Source organism: Streptomyces sp. NPDC093065 (genome assembly GCF_044754585.1).
Taxonomy (GTDB): domain Bacteria; phylum Actinomycetota; class Actinomycetes; order Streptomycetales; family Streptomycetaceae; genus Streptomyces.
On the sequence record NZ_JBIVPJ010000005.1, the window covers coordinates 167,365 to 184,628 of the forward strand.

At 72.3% G+C, this 17,264-nt stretch carries 13 protein-coding genes; 9 read left to right on the forward strand and 4 right to left on the reverse strand.

What is annotated here, in order from left to right; genetic code table 11:
• The first annotated feature begins 41 nt into the window (after positions 1–41).
• The gene (locus ACIQFU_RS11520; RefSeq protein WP_402550665.1) at positions 42–1,544 is read left to right on the forward strand and encodes an SDR family NAD(P)-dependent oxidoreductase; all 1,503 of its coding nucleotides are present in this window, start codon (positions 42–44) and stop codon (positions 1,542–1,544) included.
• Between the two features lie 7 nt (positions 1,545–1,551).
• On the opposite strand, the gene ACIQFU_RS11525 is transcribed toward ACIQFU_RS11520, so the two are convergent.
• Positions 1,552–1,995 (reverse strand): hypothetical protein, encoded by a 444-nt coding sequence (locus ACIQFU_RS11525; RefSeq protein ID WP_402550666.1) that lies wholly within the window; start codon positions 1,993–1,995, stop codon positions 1,552–1,554.
• A 477-nt stretch (positions 1,996–2,472) separates the two neighbouring features.
• Between ACIQFU_RS11525 and ACIQFU_RS11530 the strand changes: the two genes are divergently transcribed.
• Both ACIQFU_RS11530 and ACIQFU_RS11535 read left to right on the forward strand, forming a co-directional pair.
• Positions 2,473–2,649, forward strand: coding sequence for a hypothetical protein (locus tag ACIQFU_RS11530; RefSeq protein WP_115740673.1), 177 nt, complete (start codon positions 2,473–2,475; stop codon positions 2,647–2,649).
• Between the two features lie 55 nt (positions 2,650–2,704).
• Complete coding sequence (locus ACIQFU_RS11535; RefSeq protein WP_402550667.1) at positions 2,705–3,187, forward strand: GNAT family N-acetyltransferase; 483 nt, start codon at positions 2,705–2,707, stop codon at positions 3,185–3,187.
• Between the two features lie 5 nt (positions 3,188–3,192).
• Here ACIQFU_RS11535 and ACIQFU_RS11540 read toward each other — a convergent pair whose 3' ends face one another.
• A complete protein-coding gene (locus tag ACIQFU_RS11540; protein WP_402550668.1) occupies positions 3,193–4,536 on the reverse strand; it encodes an amidase in 1,344 nt (447 codons plus the stop codon).
• A gap of 112 nt (positions 4,537–4,648) precedes the next feature.
• Positions 4,649–5,695, reverse strand: coding sequence for a LacI family DNA-binding transcriptional regulator (locus tag ACIQFU_RS11545; protein WP_402550669.1), 1,047 nt, complete (start codon positions 5,693–5,695; stop codon positions 4,649–4,651).
• Positions 5,696–5,950: 255 nt separating this feature from the next.
• Here ACIQFU_RS11545 and ACIQFU_RS11550 point away from each other — a divergent pair, with 255 nt between their 5' ends.
• The 5 genes from ACIQFU_RS11550 to ACIQFU_RS11570 all read left to right on the forward strand — a co-directional run bounded on the left by ACIQFU_RS11550 (position 5,951) and on the right by ACIQFU_RS11570 (position 13,589).
• The gene (locus tag ACIQFU_RS11550) at positions 5,951–7,243 is read left to right on the forward strand and encodes an ABC transporter substrate-binding protein (RefSeq protein WP_402550670.1); all 1,293 of its coding nucleotides are present in this window, start codon (positions 5,951–5,953) and stop codon (positions 7,241–7,243) included.
• Between the two features lie 6 nt (positions 7,244–7,249).
• The gene (locus ACIQFU_RS11555; RefSeq protein WP_402550671.1) at positions 7,250–8,185 is read left to right on the forward strand and encodes a carbohydrate ABC transporter permease; all 936 of its coding nucleotides are present in this window, start codon (positions 7,250–7,252) and stop codon (positions 8,183–8,185) included.
• Positions 8,182–9,111, forward strand: a complete 930-nt coding sequence (locus ACIQFU_RS11560; protein WP_402550672.1) for a carbohydrate ABC transporter permease — start codon at positions 8,182–8,184, stop codon at positions 9,109–9,111. Before ACIQFU_RS11555 ends, ACIQFU_RS11560 begins: the two co-directional genes overlap by 4 nt.
• Positions 9,112–9,177: 66 nt before the next feature.
• Entirely contained in the window at positions 9,178–10,425 is a 1,248-nt protein-coding gene (locus ACIQFU_RS11565) for a glycosyl hydrolase (RefSeq protein ID WP_402550673.1), read from the forward strand.
• A gap of 140 nt (positions 10,426–10,565) precedes the next feature.
• Positions 10,566–13,589, forward strand: coding sequence for an alpha-mannosidase (locus ACIQFU_RS11570; protein WP_402550674.1), 3,024 nt, complete (start codon positions 10,566–10,568; stop codon positions 13,587–13,589).
• Positions 13,590–13,608: 19 nt separating this feature from the next.
• Here the strand turns inward: ACIQFU_RS11570 and ACIQFU_RS11575 are convergent, their stop codons facing one another.
• The gene (locus ACIQFU_RS11575; RefSeq protein ID WP_402550675.1) at positions 13,609–15,021 is read right to left on the reverse strand and encodes a lipase maturation factor family protein; all 1,413 of its coding nucleotides are present in this window, start codon (positions 15,019–15,021) and stop codon (positions 13,609–13,611) included.
• Positions 15,022–15,137: 116 nt separating this feature from the next.
• Here ACIQFU_RS11575 and ACIQFU_RS11580 point away from each other — a divergent pair, with 116 nt between their 5' ends.
• Positions 15,138–17,228 carry a SpoIIE family protein phosphatase gene (locus ACIQFU_RS11580; RefSeq protein WP_402550676.1) on the forward strand — a complete coding sequence of 697 codons (2,091 nt, stop codon included), beginning with the start codon at positions 15,138–15,140 and terminating at the stop codon, positions 17,226–17,228.
• Positions 17,229–17,264 lie beyond the last annotated feature (36 nt).

Below are 17,264 nucleotides of genomic sequence, written 5' to 3' on the forward strand. Positions count from 1 at the left end.
CCCCGAAGCGCCGCAACGGCGACCAGGGAACGGCAACGGCGATGACGGTGACACAGGACGGCTCGGCGACCACGGACGAGGTGGCCGCCACGGCGTACGGCCCAGGCATCGACCCGGAACGGCTCGCCGTCTGCCTCGACGTGCTCGGGGAACTCGACGGGCTGGACATCGACCACCCCGACGCGGTCGCGGTCCGCCGTGCCACCTCGCACATCTACCGCATGGTCAAGCAGCGCCGCCGCCAGGAGCGCCGGGCCGCCAAGACCGCCCACGACAAGGCGGTCACCGAGGCCACCGCAACCGGCTCCGCCGAGCGCATCGACGACGAGACCGAGGGACTGCTGCCCTCCTCGCGCACCGAGGAGGGCACGATCGCGGGGATACTCCAGCGCCCCCGCTCCTGCTACATCTGCAAGCAGCGCTACGTCGAGGTCGACTACTTCTACCACCAGCTCTGCCAGGACTGCGCCGCCGAGAACCGGACCCGCCGCGAGGCCCGCGCCGACCTCACCGGAAAGCGCGCGCTGCTCACCGGCGGCCGGGCCAAGATCGGCATGTACATCGCGCTCAGGCTGCTGCGCGACGGCGCGCACACCACCATCACCACCCGCTTCCCCAAGGACGCCATCCGCCGCTTCAAGGCGATGGACGACTCCGGGGACTGGATGCACCGCCTGGAGGTCGTGGGCATCGACCTGCGCGACCCCGCCCAGGCCGTGGCCCTCGCCGAGCAGGTCACCGCGCGGGGGCCGCTCGACATCCTGATCAACAACGCCACACAGACCGTGCGGCGCCTGCCCTCCGCGTACGCCGCGCTGGTCGACGGCGAGAGCGCCCCGCTGCCCGCCGGTGAACTGCCCGCCCACCACGTCATCGGCGCCTTCGACTCCGGTGCGGTGGACGGTCTGGCCGCGCTGCCGCTGGGCGCCTCGGGGCTCGACGCGCAGAAGGTGGCCGACCTCGCCCTGGTCGCCGGGAACGCCAGCGTCGTGCGGCACCGCGAGGGGACCGCCATCGACGCGGGCGGACTGGTCCCCGACGTGGTCGACTCCAACACCTGGGTGCAGACCATCGAGCAGATCTCGCCGGTGGAACTGCTCGAGACCCAGCTGTGCAACTACACGTCGCCGTTCATCCTCATCAGCGCGCTGCGCGTCTCGATGGCCGAGGCCGCGCGCAAGGCCCCGGCGGGGCGCGCCTACGTCGTCAACGTCTCGGCCATGGAGGGCGTGTTCGCCCGCGGCTACAAGGGCGCCGGCCACCCGAACACCAACGCGGCCAAGGCCGCCATGAACATGGTGACCCGGACCAGCGCCCAGGAGATGTTCGACACCGACAAGATCCTGATGACCTCCGTCGACACCGGCTGGATCACCGACGAGCGCCCCCACTACGACAAGCTGCGGCTGGCCGAGGCCGGCTTCCACGCCCCGCTCGACCTGATCGACGGCGCCGCCCGCGTCTACGACCCGATTGTGCGCGGCGAGGCGGGCGAGGACCTCTACGGCGTCTTCCTCAAGGACTACGCGCCCGGCAAGTGGTGAAAGGGCCTCAGTCCACGAGGCCCAGCCGCGAGTTCCGTGCCGCCGTCAGCTCCAGCACCGGACGCCAGTCCTCCAGGACCCCGGCGTCGAAGACGGCGGTGCGGGCCTCCTCGTCCGCCTGACGCAGGCTGACCAGGTCGTCGTCGTGGGCCCGGGCGCCGGGGCGGGCCTGACGGCGCACCAGGCGGGCGACGCGCGCGCCGAGCAGAGGCCGCACCGCGTCGGCGGCCCGGGCCGCCGGGTCGACCGGCCACAGCAGCCGGCCCACGGGCGAGACCAGTCCGGCGACCTGGAGCTCCTTGTCGGCCGGGCGGCGCCGGCGCAGCAGCGCGGCCGTCCGCAGGGCGTGCCCGTACGGATCCCCGGGCCCGCCGCCGGGCCCGGCGGGCGACCGCTCGCCCCGGCAGGCGTACAGCAGGTCCATCAGCTCCTCGACGCTGCGCAGTTCCATGCCTCGGTCCTCCCACGAGACAGCCGTCGCCGACCGGCACAGCAGACCATGGCGAGCTTGCGGGGCGGACAACGGCAACTTAACGGCGTCCGCGCCCTCCGCCGGCATTCGAAGGTGCGAACGTCGGTGTAGGCCGAACGAGTGAGTTGCGCGCGGTGCGGAAGCGGCGGAACCGGTGCACACTTGGGCCAACTGGGCGCGAGGCGAAGGGCAATGGTTCTCCCATCTTTTGAGCCCCATAGAGCGCACCCCCGCTCATTTGGTTAATCTGGACCGGACGGACGGCAGCACAGGGCACTACCCACACCCGAGGTCCGTCATGGGACGAGCCGGTTCACAACGGCCTGCTTCCGTACGAGATACCGGCGCCACCGCGTCCGAACTGCATTCGACCCACACTCGAGCGGGCGCCGGGTGCCGGACAGGAGACCGGCGTCGGCAGGCCCCGAGGGTGACCCGACACATAAGGAGTGCGCGGTGACACCGGAGACGACGACGAACCCAGAACAACGCACCGAGGAACGCACCGGACGAGCGGGCCGCCGGCCCGGCGAGATCGGCAGCCTCGACGTGTGGGCACGCTCCGCCCCGATCCGCCTCGCGGGCTACGAGGAGGACCTCGCCGAGCCGCACATCCTGCCGAGCGTGGACTGACCCGCCCGCCACCCGCCGAGCACCCCGAGCGCATGGGCGTGCCAGACTCACGCCCATGCTGATCAGGGAAGCCGCGCCCGGCGACTGGGCGCACATCTGGCCCTTCTGGCACCGCATCGTCGCCGCCGGCGAGACCTACGCCTGGGACCCGGACACCTCCGAGGAGGACGCCCGGGCCCTGTGGATGAACCCCGCCAAGCGCGTCTACGTCGCCGAGGACGACACCGGCGCCGTCGTCGGCTCCGCCTACGTCACCCCCAACTACGGCGGACCCGCCGCGCGCATCGCCAACGCCGGCTTCATGGTCGACCCCGGCCGGGCGGGACGCGGCACCGGCCGGGCCCTCGCCGAGTACGTCCTGGTGGCGGCCGAGGCCGACGGGTACCGGGGCATGGTCTTCAACGCCGTCGTCGAGACCAATCCGGCCGTGCGGCTGTGGACCTCGCTCGGCTTCACGATCCTGGGCACGGTGCCGGACGCCTTCGACCACCCCCGGCACGGGCGGGTCGGCCTGCACATCATGCACCGCGCCCTGTAGGCGCCTCAGCCGAGCGGCGCCGTCCGGCGCCAGGGCCGCAGCGCCTCGATCCGCTCCGCCAGCTCCAGCAGCGTCGTCTCCGTCCCCGGGCGCCCCACCAGCTGCACGGCGCAGGGCGCGCCCGAGTCCAGCGTGCCGAACGGCACCGACATCGCGGGCCAGCCGGTCAGGTTCCACGGCGGCGTGAACGGCGAGTACGCGGAGTTCGCCACCACGTTGCGCAGCCAGCCCCGCTCGTGCCAGGGGCCGGCCTCGGGGGAGCGGCGGGCCAGTGCCGGGGTGAGCAGGACGTCGTACTCGGCGAAGAACGGCTCCAGGCGCCCGCGCAGCCGCTCCCGCCCCGCGCCGTCCGCCACCCGGCCGACGAAGCGCCGCCCGAGGGCCGCGTGCACCCGTGTACGCCTGGTCAGCAGCCGCCGGTCCAGGTCACGCGCGTCCACCGACGTACCGGCCGTCCAGTGGGCCAAGGCCGTCACACCCAGTGACGCCGGGTAGGGCGGGTCGGCCCGCCGCACCTGGTGCCCCGCCTTCGTCAGAACCCCGGCCGCCTCGCGCACGGCCCGCGCGTACGGCCGGGAGACGGGGATGCCGGCCAGCGGGCTGCGCAGCGAGGCGGCGACGCGGAGGGCGCCGGAGTCCTCGCGGCCCGGCAGGGCGCGGTCGGCGAGGACCGACAGGAGCAGCCGGGTGTCCGCGACCGTCGTGGCCAGCGGCCCGTTCTCGGACATGCCGAACCAGTCGCCCTCGCCGATGCCGGCCGGTACGACGCCGTGGCCCGGCTTGAGCGTGACCAGACCGCAGTTGGCCGCGGGGATGCGCAGCGAGCCCATGCCGTCGTTGCCGAGGGCTAGGGGCACCATCCCGGCGGCGACCGCGGCCGCGCTGCCGCCCGACGAGCCGCCCGCCGAGCGGGCCGGGTCCCACGGGTTGCGGGCCGTCCCGAGCACCCCCTCGGTGGTGCCGAACACGCACAGTTCCGGAACGTTCGTCAGGCCCACGACCACCGCGCCGGCCGCCCGCAGCCGGGCCACGGTGACGTGGTCGGCGTCCGCGGGCGTGTGTGGTGTGGCGGCCGAGCCCACCCGTGTGGACTCCCCGCGTACCGCGAGATTGTCCTTGACCGCCACCGGTACACCCGCCAGCGGCAGTTCGCCCAGGTCACCTCGTGCGCCCACCTCCTCGGCCTCGGCGAGCGCCGCCTCGGCCCGCACCGCGCGGAAGGCGCCGACGCGGCCGTCCAGCCGCCCGATCCGGTCCAGGTGCTCCGCCACCACCTCGCGGGGCGTGGCCCGCTTCTCCCGTACGGCGGCGGCGATCTCGACGGCGGTCCGGCCGGCCCAGTCGGTCACGGAGGGCTCCTAGGGGTGCGGTGACGGGTTCGGGACTACTGGTGAGTACGCAGGACAGCACTCTGCCCGCCCGAGGCGCGCACGTCGAGAGCACGGGCCCGCCCGGCCGCGTTCAGATCCTCCGGGCCGGTCCCGTGCTGTCCCGCTCGATCAGTCTCGGCACCGGCACGCGCACCGTGCGGGCCGGACCGCCGTCGAGCAGGGCGGTCAGCTCCGTGGCCGCCGTGCGGCCGAACTCCACGCTGTCCCGGGACAGGGCGGACAGCCACGGCTTGACCATGCGGCACAGAGCCGAGTCCTCCCAGGCCACCACGGACACGTCCACCGGTACCGAGAAGCCGAGTTCGGCCGCGGCGGCGACCCCGGCGACGGCCATCACGTCGTTGTCGTAGATCAGGGCGGTCGGGGGAGTGGGCGCCTCCAGCACACGGCGGGTGACGGCCGCGCCCTCGGCGTCCGAGTAGTCGGTGGTCACCGACTCGACCTCGCCGAGACCGCGCCGCCCGGCCTCCGCGCGCAGGGCCCGCACGCGGCGCTCGGTGTGGGCGAGGCCCGCCAGCCCGGCGATGTGCACGATCCGCCGGTGCCCGAGCGCGTACAACCCGTCCACCAGCGCGGCCATCGCGCCCGCGTCGTCCGCCCACACCGTCGACAGCCCCGGATGACGCTCGTCCGGTGCCCCGCCGATCACCACGGCGGGCAGACCGAGCTCGTCCAGCAGGTCCGGGCGCGGGTCGTCGGTGCGCGGGTCCACCACGAGGACGCCGTCCACGCGGTGTTCGGCCCACCAGCGCCGGTACACCGCGCACTCGTCCTCGACGTCCTGCGCCACCTGGAACAGCAGCCCCAGGTGCCGGCCCGCGAGCACCTCCTGGATGCCCGAGACCAGTTGCAGGAAGAAGGAGTCGACGCCGAGGGTGTGCGCGGGCCGCGCCAGCACGAAGCCGACCGTCGCCGCGCCCTCCCCGGACAGGGCGCGCGCCGCCGTACTGGGCCGCCAGCCCAGTTGCTCGGCGACCCGGCGCACCCGGTCCCGGGTGATCTCGGAGACCCCGGGCCGGTCGTTCAGCGCGAACGACACCGCGCTCTCGGAGACCCCGGCCCGCCGTGCGATGTCCTTCATCGTCGGCCGGCGCGCGACGGGCCGCTTGGCCGGCATGCGCGCTCCTTTCCTCGCTGAGATCTGGTGAGCCAGTGAGCTGGCGGGCTGGTGAGTCGGTGAGCTAAAGCGCTTGAGTGCCAAGATCCTAAAGCGCATTAGTAGTTCGTGGCAAGTGCTCGCTCACACCGCTCTGACCTGGACTAATGCTGTGCCTTCTGCTTTAGTTGGCCGGAATCCATTGACTTTCCGCGGAATCGCCGTGCATGGTCGCTGGCATCCCACCGCCGACGTCCTTCAGGGAGACGTGTCACCGTGCCCACCTCGCGCAGAACATTCGCCGTCGCCGCCGTAGCCGCCCTCGTCCTGCCGCTCAGCGCCTGCGGCTCCGGAGGCGACGGCGGTGGCTCCACCGACGCCTCGGGCAGGGTCGAGGGCGACATCACCTTCCAGACCTGGAACCTGCGGGCCAACTTCAAGGACTACTTCGAGGGCCTGATCGCGGACTTCGAGAAGAAGTACCCCGGCACCCACGTCAAGTGGGTCGACCAGCCCGGCGAGGGCTACGCCGACAAGATCAGCGCCGACGCCGCCGGCGGCACCCTGCCCGACGTCGTCAACGTCTCCCCGGACCTCGTCGCCCCGCTGGCCAAGGCCGGCCTCGCCCTCGACCTGGACAAGGCCGCGGGCCAGTACGAGAAGGAGTACCTGGAAGGCGCCTGGGCCAGTCACCGGATACCGGGCACGGACGGCACGTACGCCTTCCCCTGGTACCTCAACACCGGCCCGCTCTTCTACAACAAGTCCCTCTTCAAGAAGGCCGGACTCGATCCCGAGCAGCCGCCGAAGACGTACGACGAGGTCTTCGACGCCGCCCTGCGGATCGCCGACAGGACCGACGGCGAGGTCGCCACGCTCGCCAACGTGCCCACCATCGAGGACTTCGGCCGGTACGGCGCGTCGCTCATGAACAAGGAGGGCACGGCCTTCGCGTTCAACGACGCCAAGGGTGTCGAACTCCTCACCCACTACAAGAAGCTGTTCGACGCCAAGGCCCTCGACCCGCAGGCGCTGACGGCCACCCCGGAGTCCACCGGCAAGAAGTTCCTCACCGGCGCCGTCGCCATGAACCCGGGCAGCGCGCTCGACCTGACCACCTTCAAGAACCAGGCGCCGAGCCTGTACAAGAACATCGGCATCACCGACCAGATCACCAGCACCGGTCACGTCAACATGTACGTGATGGGCCTGATGGTCAACGCGCAGAGCCAGCGCAAGCCCGCAGCGGTCGCCTTCGCGCACTACGTCACCGACGCGGCGCACCAGATGTCGTTCGCCAAGCAGGTCGCGATCTTCCCGAGCACCGACGGTTCGCTGGACGACCCGTACTTCACCAAGGAGGACGGCACCGACGAGACCCGCGTCCGGGTCGCCGCCGCCAAGTCGCTGGGGGACGCCGTCAACTACACGCCCGTGCTGTTCAGCGAGCAGATGAAGACCGAGCTGCGCAACGAGGTCGCCAAGGCGCTCCAGGGCAAGCAGAGCCCGAAGGAAGCCCTCGACAACGCTGTCAAGGCGTGCGACCGGCTCCTCCAGCAGCAGGGCTGAGACACCATGGCGAGTCCCACCACCCTCACCACCGGCACACCGGACGCCCGCAAGGGCGGCGGCGCCCGGCGTGTACGACGGCAACTGCCCGCCAGTCCCTGGCTGTTCGCCGCGCCCGGCCTGCTGATCACCGGCGCGTTCATCCTGTACCCGTTCGTCTCCACACTCGTCAACTCCTTCACCGACCGCCGCACGCTGGTCCCGGGCGAGTTCGTGGGCCTCGCCAACTTCCGCGAGCTGCTCCACGACGACATGTTCTGGATCGGCCTGCGCAACAGCTCCCTGTACGTCCTCGGGGTCGTCCCCGCGCTCGTGCTGCTGCCGCTGCTGCTCGCCCTGCTGGTGCAGAAGAATCTCCCCGGCATCACCTTCTTCCGCTCGGCGTTCTACACCCCCGTCGTCGCCTCGATCGTCGTGGTCGGTCTGATCTGGGTCTGGCTGCTCGACGAGCGCGGCCTGGTCAACTCCCTGCTGGAGACGCTGGGCGCCGGCCCCGTCGGGTTCCTCAGCGACCAGTGGCTGATCCTGATCAGCGCGATGGGCGTCACGGTCTGGAAGGGCCTCGGCTACTACATGATCATTTACCTGGCGGCGCTGGCCAACGTGCCCCGTGAACTGCACGAGGCCGCCGCCGTCGACGGCGCCGGAGCGGTCCGCCGCTTCCTCACCGTCACCGTGCCCGCGGTCCGCTCCACCATGGTCCTGGTCGCGGCGCTCTCCTCGGTCGCCGCCTTCAAGGTCTTCTCCGAGGTGTACCTGATGGCGGGGCCCAACGGCGGCCCGGCCGGCGAGGACACCACGCTCGTCATGCTGGTCCAGCGCACCGGCACCGGCCTCACCGGCCGGGTCGGCTACGCCTCCGCCATCTCCGTCGTCGTCTTCGTCGTCACCGTCGTCCTGATGCTGCTCGTCCTGCGCGCCGACCGGAAGGAGGAGTCGTGAGCCTCACCGAGAACACCACCCGGCCCGCGGAGAATGCCCCGGCCACCGGCCCGGCCCGGAAGCGGGAACGCGAACCCCGGATCACCGACGAGCACGGCCGCCGCATCCGAGGGTGGGAACTGGCCCTGCGCTACCTGCTCCTGCTCGGTGTCCTGGCCCTGACCATCGGCCCGTTCCTGTGGCAGCTGTCGACCTCGCTCAAGGGCCCCACCGAGGACATCTTCAGCTCCCCGCCGAAGTTCCTGCCCTCCGATCCCACCCTGCACAACTACGAGCGGGTCGCCGACACCATCCCCGTCTGGGACTACGCGCTGAACTCGCTGAAGGTCGCCGCGGCCAACGTCGTCACCAACTGCGTCGGCGCCGCCCTCGCCGGCTACGCCCTGGCCCGCCTGCGCTACCGCGGCCGGCGCGTCGCCACCCTGGTGTTCATCCTGGCCATGCTCGTGCCCGTGGAGGGCATCATCATCGCCCAGTTCACCACCATGCGGGAGCTGGGCCTGAACAACACCCTCGTCGGCGTACTGCTGCCCGGCTGCGTCAGCGCCCTCAACGTGCTCCTCATGCGCAACGCCTTCCTCAACCTCCCCTACGAGATCGAGGAGGCCGCCTTCGTCGACGGCGCCAACGTCTGGCAGCGGTTCTGCCGGATCGCGCTGCCGGCGGTGAAGGGCACCCTCGCCGTCGTCGCGATCTTCGCCTTCATGGGCGCCTGGGACGACTTCCTGTGGCCCCTGATCGTGCTGAGCGACCCGTCCAAGTTCACCCTGACCATCGGCCTGAACTACCTGCACGGCACCTTCGCCAACGACGAACGCCTCGTCGCCGCGGGCACGATCATCGCCGTGGCGCCGCTCATCGTCCTCTTCGCCTGTCTCCAGCGGTACTTCTTCCGCGGTGTCGGCGAAGGCGCCGTCAAGGGCTGACCGGCGCCCGCCGTCTCCGCCGCCCCGTCAAGGGCCCCCGTACTTCCCCCGCAACAAGGACACCGCATGCCTTCTGCCGTGCGCTTCGGCGTCAACTACACCCCGAGCGAGGGGTGGTTCCACCACTGGCTCGACTTCGACCTCGACTCCGTACGCGCCGACCTGGACTCCGTCGCCGCACTGGAGGTGGACCACGTCCGCGTCTTCCCGCTGTGGCCCTACTTCCAGCCCAACCGCTCCCTCGTCCGCGAGCGCGCGGTCGAGCACCTGGTGGCGCTGGTCGACGCGGCCGGCGAACGCGGCCTCGACGTCAACGTGGACGGCCTCCAGGGCCACCTGAGCAGCTTCGACTTCGTGCCGGCCTGGACCCGCACCTGGCACCGCCGCAACCTGTTCACCGACCCCGACGTCATCGACGGCCAGGCCACCTACCTGCGCACCCTCGCCGCCGCCCTGGCCGGCCGGTCCAACTTCCTCGGCATGACCCTCGGCAACGAGGTCAACCAGTTCTCCGCCGGGCCCCACCCCGACCCGGACCGCGCCACCAGCGCCCAGATCGACGCCTGGCTGGAGCGGATGCTGGCCGCCTGCGAGGAGGGCGCCCCGGGCCGGATGCACCTGCACGCCGAGTACGACGCCACCTGGTACCAGGACGACCAGCCCTTCACCGCCGCCCAGGCCGCCCGGCGGGGCGCCGTCACGGCCGTGCACTCCTGGGTCTTCAACGGCACCGCCCAGCGCCACGGCCGCACCTCCGTGCCCAGCGAGCACCACGCCGCCTACCTGATCGAGCTGAGCAAGGCCTGGGCCGACGACCCGCGCCGCCCGGTCTGGCTCCAGGAGGTGGGCGCCCCCGCGCCCCTGGTCCCCGCCGAGCACGCGGCGGCCTTCACCGAGGCGACCGTCGAGAACGCCCTGGACTGCCCCGACCTCTGGGGCGTCACCTGGTGGTGCTCCCACGACGTGTCCCGGACGCTGGCCGACTTCCCGGAGCTGGAGTACGGGCTCGGACTCCTCACCAACGACCGCCGGCCCAAGGACACGGCACGGGTCCTCGCGCGCGCGGCCCGTGCCGCCCGGGACGGCGCCCGCCCCGCCCCCGCCCCGCGCACCACGGCCCTCGCCGTGCCCGCCGACCCGGCCGCACGCTCGGCCTGCGCCCCCGGCGGTACCGTGTTCGACGCCTTCTTCCGGCTGGTCGCCGACGGCGCCCGCCCCACCACCGTCCTCGACACGCGCGCCACGGACACCGCACACCTCGCGGCCCGCGGCATCACCGAGGTCGTCACGCCCGACCAGGTGAACACCCCGTGACCGCCGCCCCGCGCGGCAGAACGAGGACGCCGCACGATTCGAAGCGCGTGCCGCTGGGGAGCTGTACCTGACGTCGGCCCCCACCACCGTGCCCCACCCACCCCCGGCAACCACTCGCCCCCCGACCCCGGAGCACCCGCATGCATGACGACCGCAACCTGGTCGAAGCCCGCCTCAAGCGCGTCCTCGACGAGCGCGTCCGCCCCGCCCTCCACCCCGAGTCCGTGCCACTGGACGTGGCGGTCTGGAACGCGCCCGGCGAGCCCGTCCCGGTCGAGGAGGGACTGGCGGCCGAACCGCAGCCCATCGAGGTCGGCGCCCGCTGGGGCGCGCCCTGGGGCACCAGCTGGTTCCGCGTCACCGGCACCGTGCCGAAGGAGTGGGCCGGGAAGACCGTCGAAGCGATCCTCGACCTCGGCTTCGACGAGAACATGCCCGGCTTCCAGTGCGAGGGGCTGGTCTACCGCCCCGACGGCACCCCGGTGAAGGGCCTCAACCCGCGCAACCAGTGGGTGCGGATCGGAGCCCCCGTCGAGGGCGGCGAGGAGGTCCGCCTGCACGTCGAGGCCGCCTCCAACCCCGTCATCCTCGACTACCACCCCTTCGTGCCCACCCAGCTCGGCGACAAGGACACCGCGGGCGACGAACCGCAGTACACCCTCGCCCGCATGGACCTCGCCGTCCTCGACGAGACGGTGTGGAACCTGGTGCTCGACCTGGAGGTGCTCGGCGAGCTGATGGCCGAGCTGCCGGTGGAGTCGCCGCGCCGCTGGGAGATCCTGCGCGCGGTCGACCGGGCCCTGGACGCCATCGACCTCCAGGACGTGAACGGCACGGCCGAGGCGGCCCGTTCCCGCCTCACCGAGGTGCTGTCCGCCCCCGCCGTGCCCTCCGCGCACCGCATCAGCGCCGTCGGCCACGCGCACATCGACTCGGCGTGGCTGTGGCCGCTGCGCGAGACCGTGCGCAAGGTGGCCCGCACCACCTCCAACATGACCGCCCTCCTGGAGGACGAGCCGGACTTCGTCTTCGCCATGTCCCAGGCCCAGCAGTGGGCGTGGGTGCGCGACCACCGGCCCGAGGTGTGGGCGCGGGTCAAGAAGGCGGTCGCGGACGGCCGGTTCGTGCCGGCCGGCGGCATGTGGGTGGAGTCGGACACCAACATGCCCGGCTCGGAGGCGATGGCCCGGCAGTTCGTGCACGGCAAGCGCTTCTTCCTCGACGAGTTCGGGGTCGAGAACGACGAGGCGTGGCTGCCGGACACCTTCGGCTTCGCGGCGGGCCTCCCGCAGATCATCAAGGCGGCGGGTGCCAAGTACCTGCTGACGCAGAAGATCTCCTGGTCCCAGACGAACAAGTTCCCGCACCACACCTTCCGCTGGGAGGGCATCGACGGCACCCGGATCTTCACCCACTTCCCGCCCGTCGACACCTACAACTGCTCGATGAAGGGCAGCGAGATCGCCCACGCGGCGAAGAACTTCAAGGACAAGGGCGTCGCCCGGCACTCCCTCGCCCCCACCGGCTGGGGCGACGGAGGCGGCGGCACCACCCGGGAGATGGTCGCCAAGGCGGCCCGGCTGCGCGACCTCGAAGGCTCGGCGACGGTCGAGTGGGAGACCCCGCACGCCTTCTTCGAGAAGGCCGAGGCAGAGAATCCCGAGCCGCCGGTCTGGGTCGGCGAGCTGTACCTCGAACTGCACCGCGCCACCCTCACCAGCCAGGCCAAGACCAAACAGGGCAACCGCCGCAGCGAACACCTCCTGCGCGAGGCCGAGCTGTGGGCGGCCACGGCGGCCGTGCGCGCGGGGTTCCCCTACCCGTACGAGGACCTGGACCGGATCTGGAAGACGGTCCTGCTGCACCAGTTCCACGACATCCTGCCCGGCTCCTCCATCGCCTGGGTGCACCGCGAGGCCCGCGCCACCTACGACCGCGTCGCCGAGGAGCTGAACGGCATCGTCGACGCCGCCCAGCGCGCCCTGGCCGGCGAGGGCGGCACCCCGCTGGTCTTCAACTCCGCGCCGCACACACGGGCCGGCGTCCCCGCGGGCGCCGCCGCGTCCCCCGCCACCGAGGGCCGGACCGCCCTGACCCCCCGCCCCGGGGGCGGCCACGTCCTCGACAACGGTCTGCTGCGCGTCGAGGTCGACGACCGCGGCCTGGTCGTCTCCGCGTACGACATCGCCGCCGACCGCGAGACCGTCGCACCGGGCGGGGCGGGCAACCTGCTCCAGCTCCACCCGGACTTCCCGAACATGTGGGACGCCTGGGACGTCGACGCGTTCTACCGCCACACGGTCACCGACCTCACCGACGCCGACGAGGTCGCCCCCGGCGACGACGGCAGCTCGGTGCGGATCGTCCGCTCCTTCGGTTCCTCCCGCGTGACCCAGGTGCTGACGCTGGCGCCGGGGGAGCGGCGGCTGGACGTGGACACCGAGGTCGACTGGCACGAGACGGAGAAGTTCCTCAAGCTCGCCTTCCCGCTCGACGTGCACGCCGAACGGTACGCGTCGGAGACCCAGTTCGGGCACTTCCACCGGCCCACCCACACCAACACCAGCTGGGAGGCGGCCAAGTTCGAGGCCTGCAACCACCGGTTCGTGCAGCTGGAGGAGCCCGGCTGGGGCGTCGCCGTCGTCAACGACTCGACGTACGGCCACGACGTCACCCGCACCGTCCGCACCGACGGCGACGGCGGTACGACCACCACGGTACGGGTCTCCCTGCTGCGCGCCCCGCGCTTCCCCGACCCCGAGACCGACCAGGGCGTGCACCGGTTCCGGCACGCGCTGGTGCCCGGCGCGGGCATCGGCGACGCCGTGCGCGAGGGCTGGCGGATCAACGTGCCGGAGCGGCACCTCACGGGCGGCGCCGGGGAGGTCGCGCCGCTCGTCACGGTGGACCGGGACGCGGTCGTCGTCACGGCCGTCAAGCTCGCCGACGACGGCAGCGGTGACGTCGTGGTCCGCTTCCACGAGGCCCACGGCGGCCGGGCCCGCGCCACGCTCACCACCGGGTTCACGGCCACCGACGTCCAGGTGACCGACCTGCTGGAGCGCCCGCTGGCGGACGCCGAGGCCCCCCAGTGGGACGGCGACCGGATCACCGTACGGCTGCGTCCCTTCCAGTTGACGACCCTGCGGCTGAAGCGCGCGTAGCGCCCTCGGCGGGCCCGGCTCACCCGGAAGGGGTGAGCCGGGTCGGCGGCAGGTACTCCCGCACGTACGTCCGCTCCCAGCACGCGCCCGTCTCCCGCAGCTCCCGCCAGGTCGTGTACCGGTACCGGAACAGCCGCGCGCGTACGAAGCGGGGCGGCGCGTCGGGCGGGAACGGGGAGCTGCGCAGCAGCCCCAGCGTGGCGCGGTCGTTCTCCAGCAGCCGCTCCACGAACGTGCCGAACCACGACCCGGCGTAGGAGGGCGACAGCGCGGCGAACCACATCAGCCAGTCCAGGCGCAGGTGGTACGGCGCGAACTGGCGCGGCCAGCGGTGTGGATCACCGGGTTTGCCCTTGAACTCGTACTCCCGCCAGTCCCCGTCCCCGCGGGCCACCTCGTCGGCGGTGCCCTCGACCACCACCTCGTAGCGCACCCGGCTGACCGAGCCGAAGGCACCGTAGGTGTTGACCAGGTGGAGCGAGTCGAAGGAGCGGTTCATCACCTGGCGGCGGGAGATCATGTTGCGCACCGGCCGGTGGCTCAGGAACACCAGCAGCGCCGCCACCGCCAGGACCACCACCTCGTACCAGAGCGGCGCGGCGGCCACGGCCGGGGGATCGGCCGGAAACCGGACCACCGACAGGGCCAGCACGACGGTGATCCAGTTGAGCCAGGAGAAGTTGCCCGAGAGCACCAGCCACAGCTGGGTCGCGATCATCACGGCCGCGGCGGCCGTCGACACGGGGTGCGGGGCGAACAGCAGGAAGGGCACCACCAGCTGGGTGACGTGGTTCGCGGCGACCTCGACGCGGTGCAGCGGCCGGGGCAGGTGGTGGAAGAACCAGCTCAGCGGGCCCGGCATCGGCTGGGTCTCGTGGTGGTGGTCCAGGCAGGTCAGCTTCCGCCAGCACTCGTCGCCGCGCATCTTGATCAGCCCAGCCCCGAACTCCACCCGGAACAGCAGCCAGCGCAGCAGGAACAGCACCACGAGGGGCGGAGCCACCTCGTCGTTGCCGAGGAACACGGCGACGAAACCGGTCTCCAGCAGCAGCGACTCCCAGCCGAACGAGTACCAGGTCTGTCCGACGTTGACGATCGACAGGTACAGCGCCCACGGCACCAGCCACAGCAGCATCGCGCCCCACAGCGGCAGCAGCGAGTCGAGGCCCGCCGCCAGTGCCGCCGACACCGCGCAGCCCGCCCAGGCGCAGCCCGCGAAGAGCCGGTCCGAGTAGCGCCACTGGAACAGGCTGGGCGCCCGCCCGAAGGGCACCCGCTCGACGAAGCGGGGCACGGGCGTCAGGCCCCGCTCGCCGAGCAGCGCCCTGAACTGCAGGGCGGCCGTCAGGAACGCGACCAGGTACATCACGGCCAGGGCCCGCTGGAAGACCAGCCGGGTCAGCCAGTAGTCGGGTGCGGTGAACCACTCCACGGCCGGGCTCCTCTCGTACCCGCTCCGTGTACCCGCCCGGCGGCCCGGACCTCCTTCTGCTCTGATCGGCGGACCAGGACTCGAAGATTCCGACAAATCCTGGCAAGGTGGGGTCCATGTCTGATCGGGGAGCGAGCGCCCCGTCACTCCCGGACGACTGGCCCGCCCACCCGGACCCGATCCTGGCGCTCAACCGCATGGGCAGCTTCGACTGGGACCTGGACGCCGGACTGTTCCACATGGACGCCCAGGCCCACGAGGTGTTCGACCTGCGCCCCGAGGAGTACGACGGGCGGGCCGAGTCGCTGGCGCTGCGGGTGCCCACGGCGGAGAGCCGCCGCATGGACACCATCGTCGCCCGGGCCATGAAGGACGGCAGCGAGAACTACGGCACCTACTTCCGGCTGCGCCGCCGCGACGGCACCCTGCGCTGGACCCACACCCAGGGCTACATCCGCCGCGACGAGACCGGCCGGCCCCGCCGCATCATCGGCATCGTCCGCGACGCCACCCAGGAGATGGCCGACATCGCGGTCAACCGCGAGCAGGCCGCGCTGGACGAGGCCCGACGGCGGCTCACCAACGTCGTCCAGCTCGCCACGGCCGCCCTCGCGCACGCCCGCACCGTGGACGACGTCATCGAGGTGCTGCGCGACACCCACGGCCTCACCCGGCTGGGCGCCACCAGCCTGGTGATGGGCCTGGTCGAGGCCGGCCGTATCCGGCTGGTCGCCGACGGCCCCGAGAACAGCTTCATCCCCGGCACCCGCGTCACCCGGATCGACGAGCCGTACCCGATGAGCGAGGCCGTACGGACCCTCAGTCCCCGCTTCATCGAGTCGCCCGAGGAGTTCGCGGAGCGCTACCCCCTGCTGTGGAACGACATCACCCACCTCAACATCACCGCGGCCGCCTACCTGCCCCTGATCGCCCAGGCCCGGCCGATCGGCGCCATCGGACTGCTCTACAGCGACCGGCACGGCTTCTCCCCGGAGGACCGCAACGTGCTGGTCGCCCTCGGCAGCGGCATCGCCCAGAGCCTGCAGCGGGCCATGCTCTACGAGCAGGAGATGGACCTCGCCGAAGGCCTCCAGCAGGCCATGCTGCCGCGCACCATCCCCAGCGTGCCCGGCTGCGACGTCGCCGTCCGCTACCGCGCGGCCTCCATCGGGGGCACCCTCGGCCGTGACATCGGCGGCGACTGGTACGACCTGATTCCGCTGCCCGGCGGCCGCGTCGGCGCCGTCATCGGCGACGTCCAGGGCCACGACACGCATGCCGCCGCCGTCATGGGCCAGCTGCGCATCGTGCTGCGCGCCTACGCCGCCGAGGGCCACCCGCCGGCCACGGTGATGGCGCGGGCCTCCGTCTTCCTGTACGAACTGGACACCGACCGCTTCGCGACCTGCCTGTACGCCGAGGCCGACCTGGGCACCGGAGTGGTCCAGGTGGTCCGTGCCGGACACATCGACCCGCTGCTGCGCTTCGGCGACGGCAGCTGCCGCCTCGTCCGCGTCGAGGGCGGGCTGCCGCTCGGCCTGTCCGCCGAGTTCGGGCGCCTCGCCTACCCGGTGGCCACTTTGGAGCTGGACCCGGGCAACACCCTGCTGCTGTGCACCGACGGCCTGGTCGAGCAGCCCGGCGCCGACCTCGACGAGGGCATGGACGTCCTCACGGCCCTGATCAGCTCCGGACCCCAGGACGTGCGGGATCTCGCCGACCGGCTCATCGACGTGGCCGACGAGCGCCGCGGCGACGACGACGTCGCGCTGCTCCTGCTGCGCCGCCACGGCCTCGGCGCCCCCAGGACCTTCGGCCGGGTCCAGCAGCACGTCTCGCCGGGCGACCCGGAGGGCCTCACCGAGGCCCGGCACATGGTCCGTGCCGCGGTCCGCTCCTGGGGCGCCAGGGCCCACAGCGACGAGATCGAGCTGGTCGCCGACGAGCTGATGACCAACGCCCTCATGCACACCGAGGGCTCCGCGATCGTCACCCTGCGGCTGCTCACCGGAACCGACCGGCGGCTGCGGGTCGAGGTCGAGGACTCCTCCAGCGCCCTGCCGCGCCGTCGCGAGGCCGGGGAGGACGGGGTCTCCGGGCGGGGGCTGCTCCTGGTGGACACGCTCGCCGACGCGTGGGGCGTGGAGGCACGCGGCGGCGGCAAGGTCGTCTGGGCGGAGTTCGTGGTGGCACACGGCGCGGGCTGACCCCACTGGCACTGTCGGCGGCCGGTGGCACTCTGG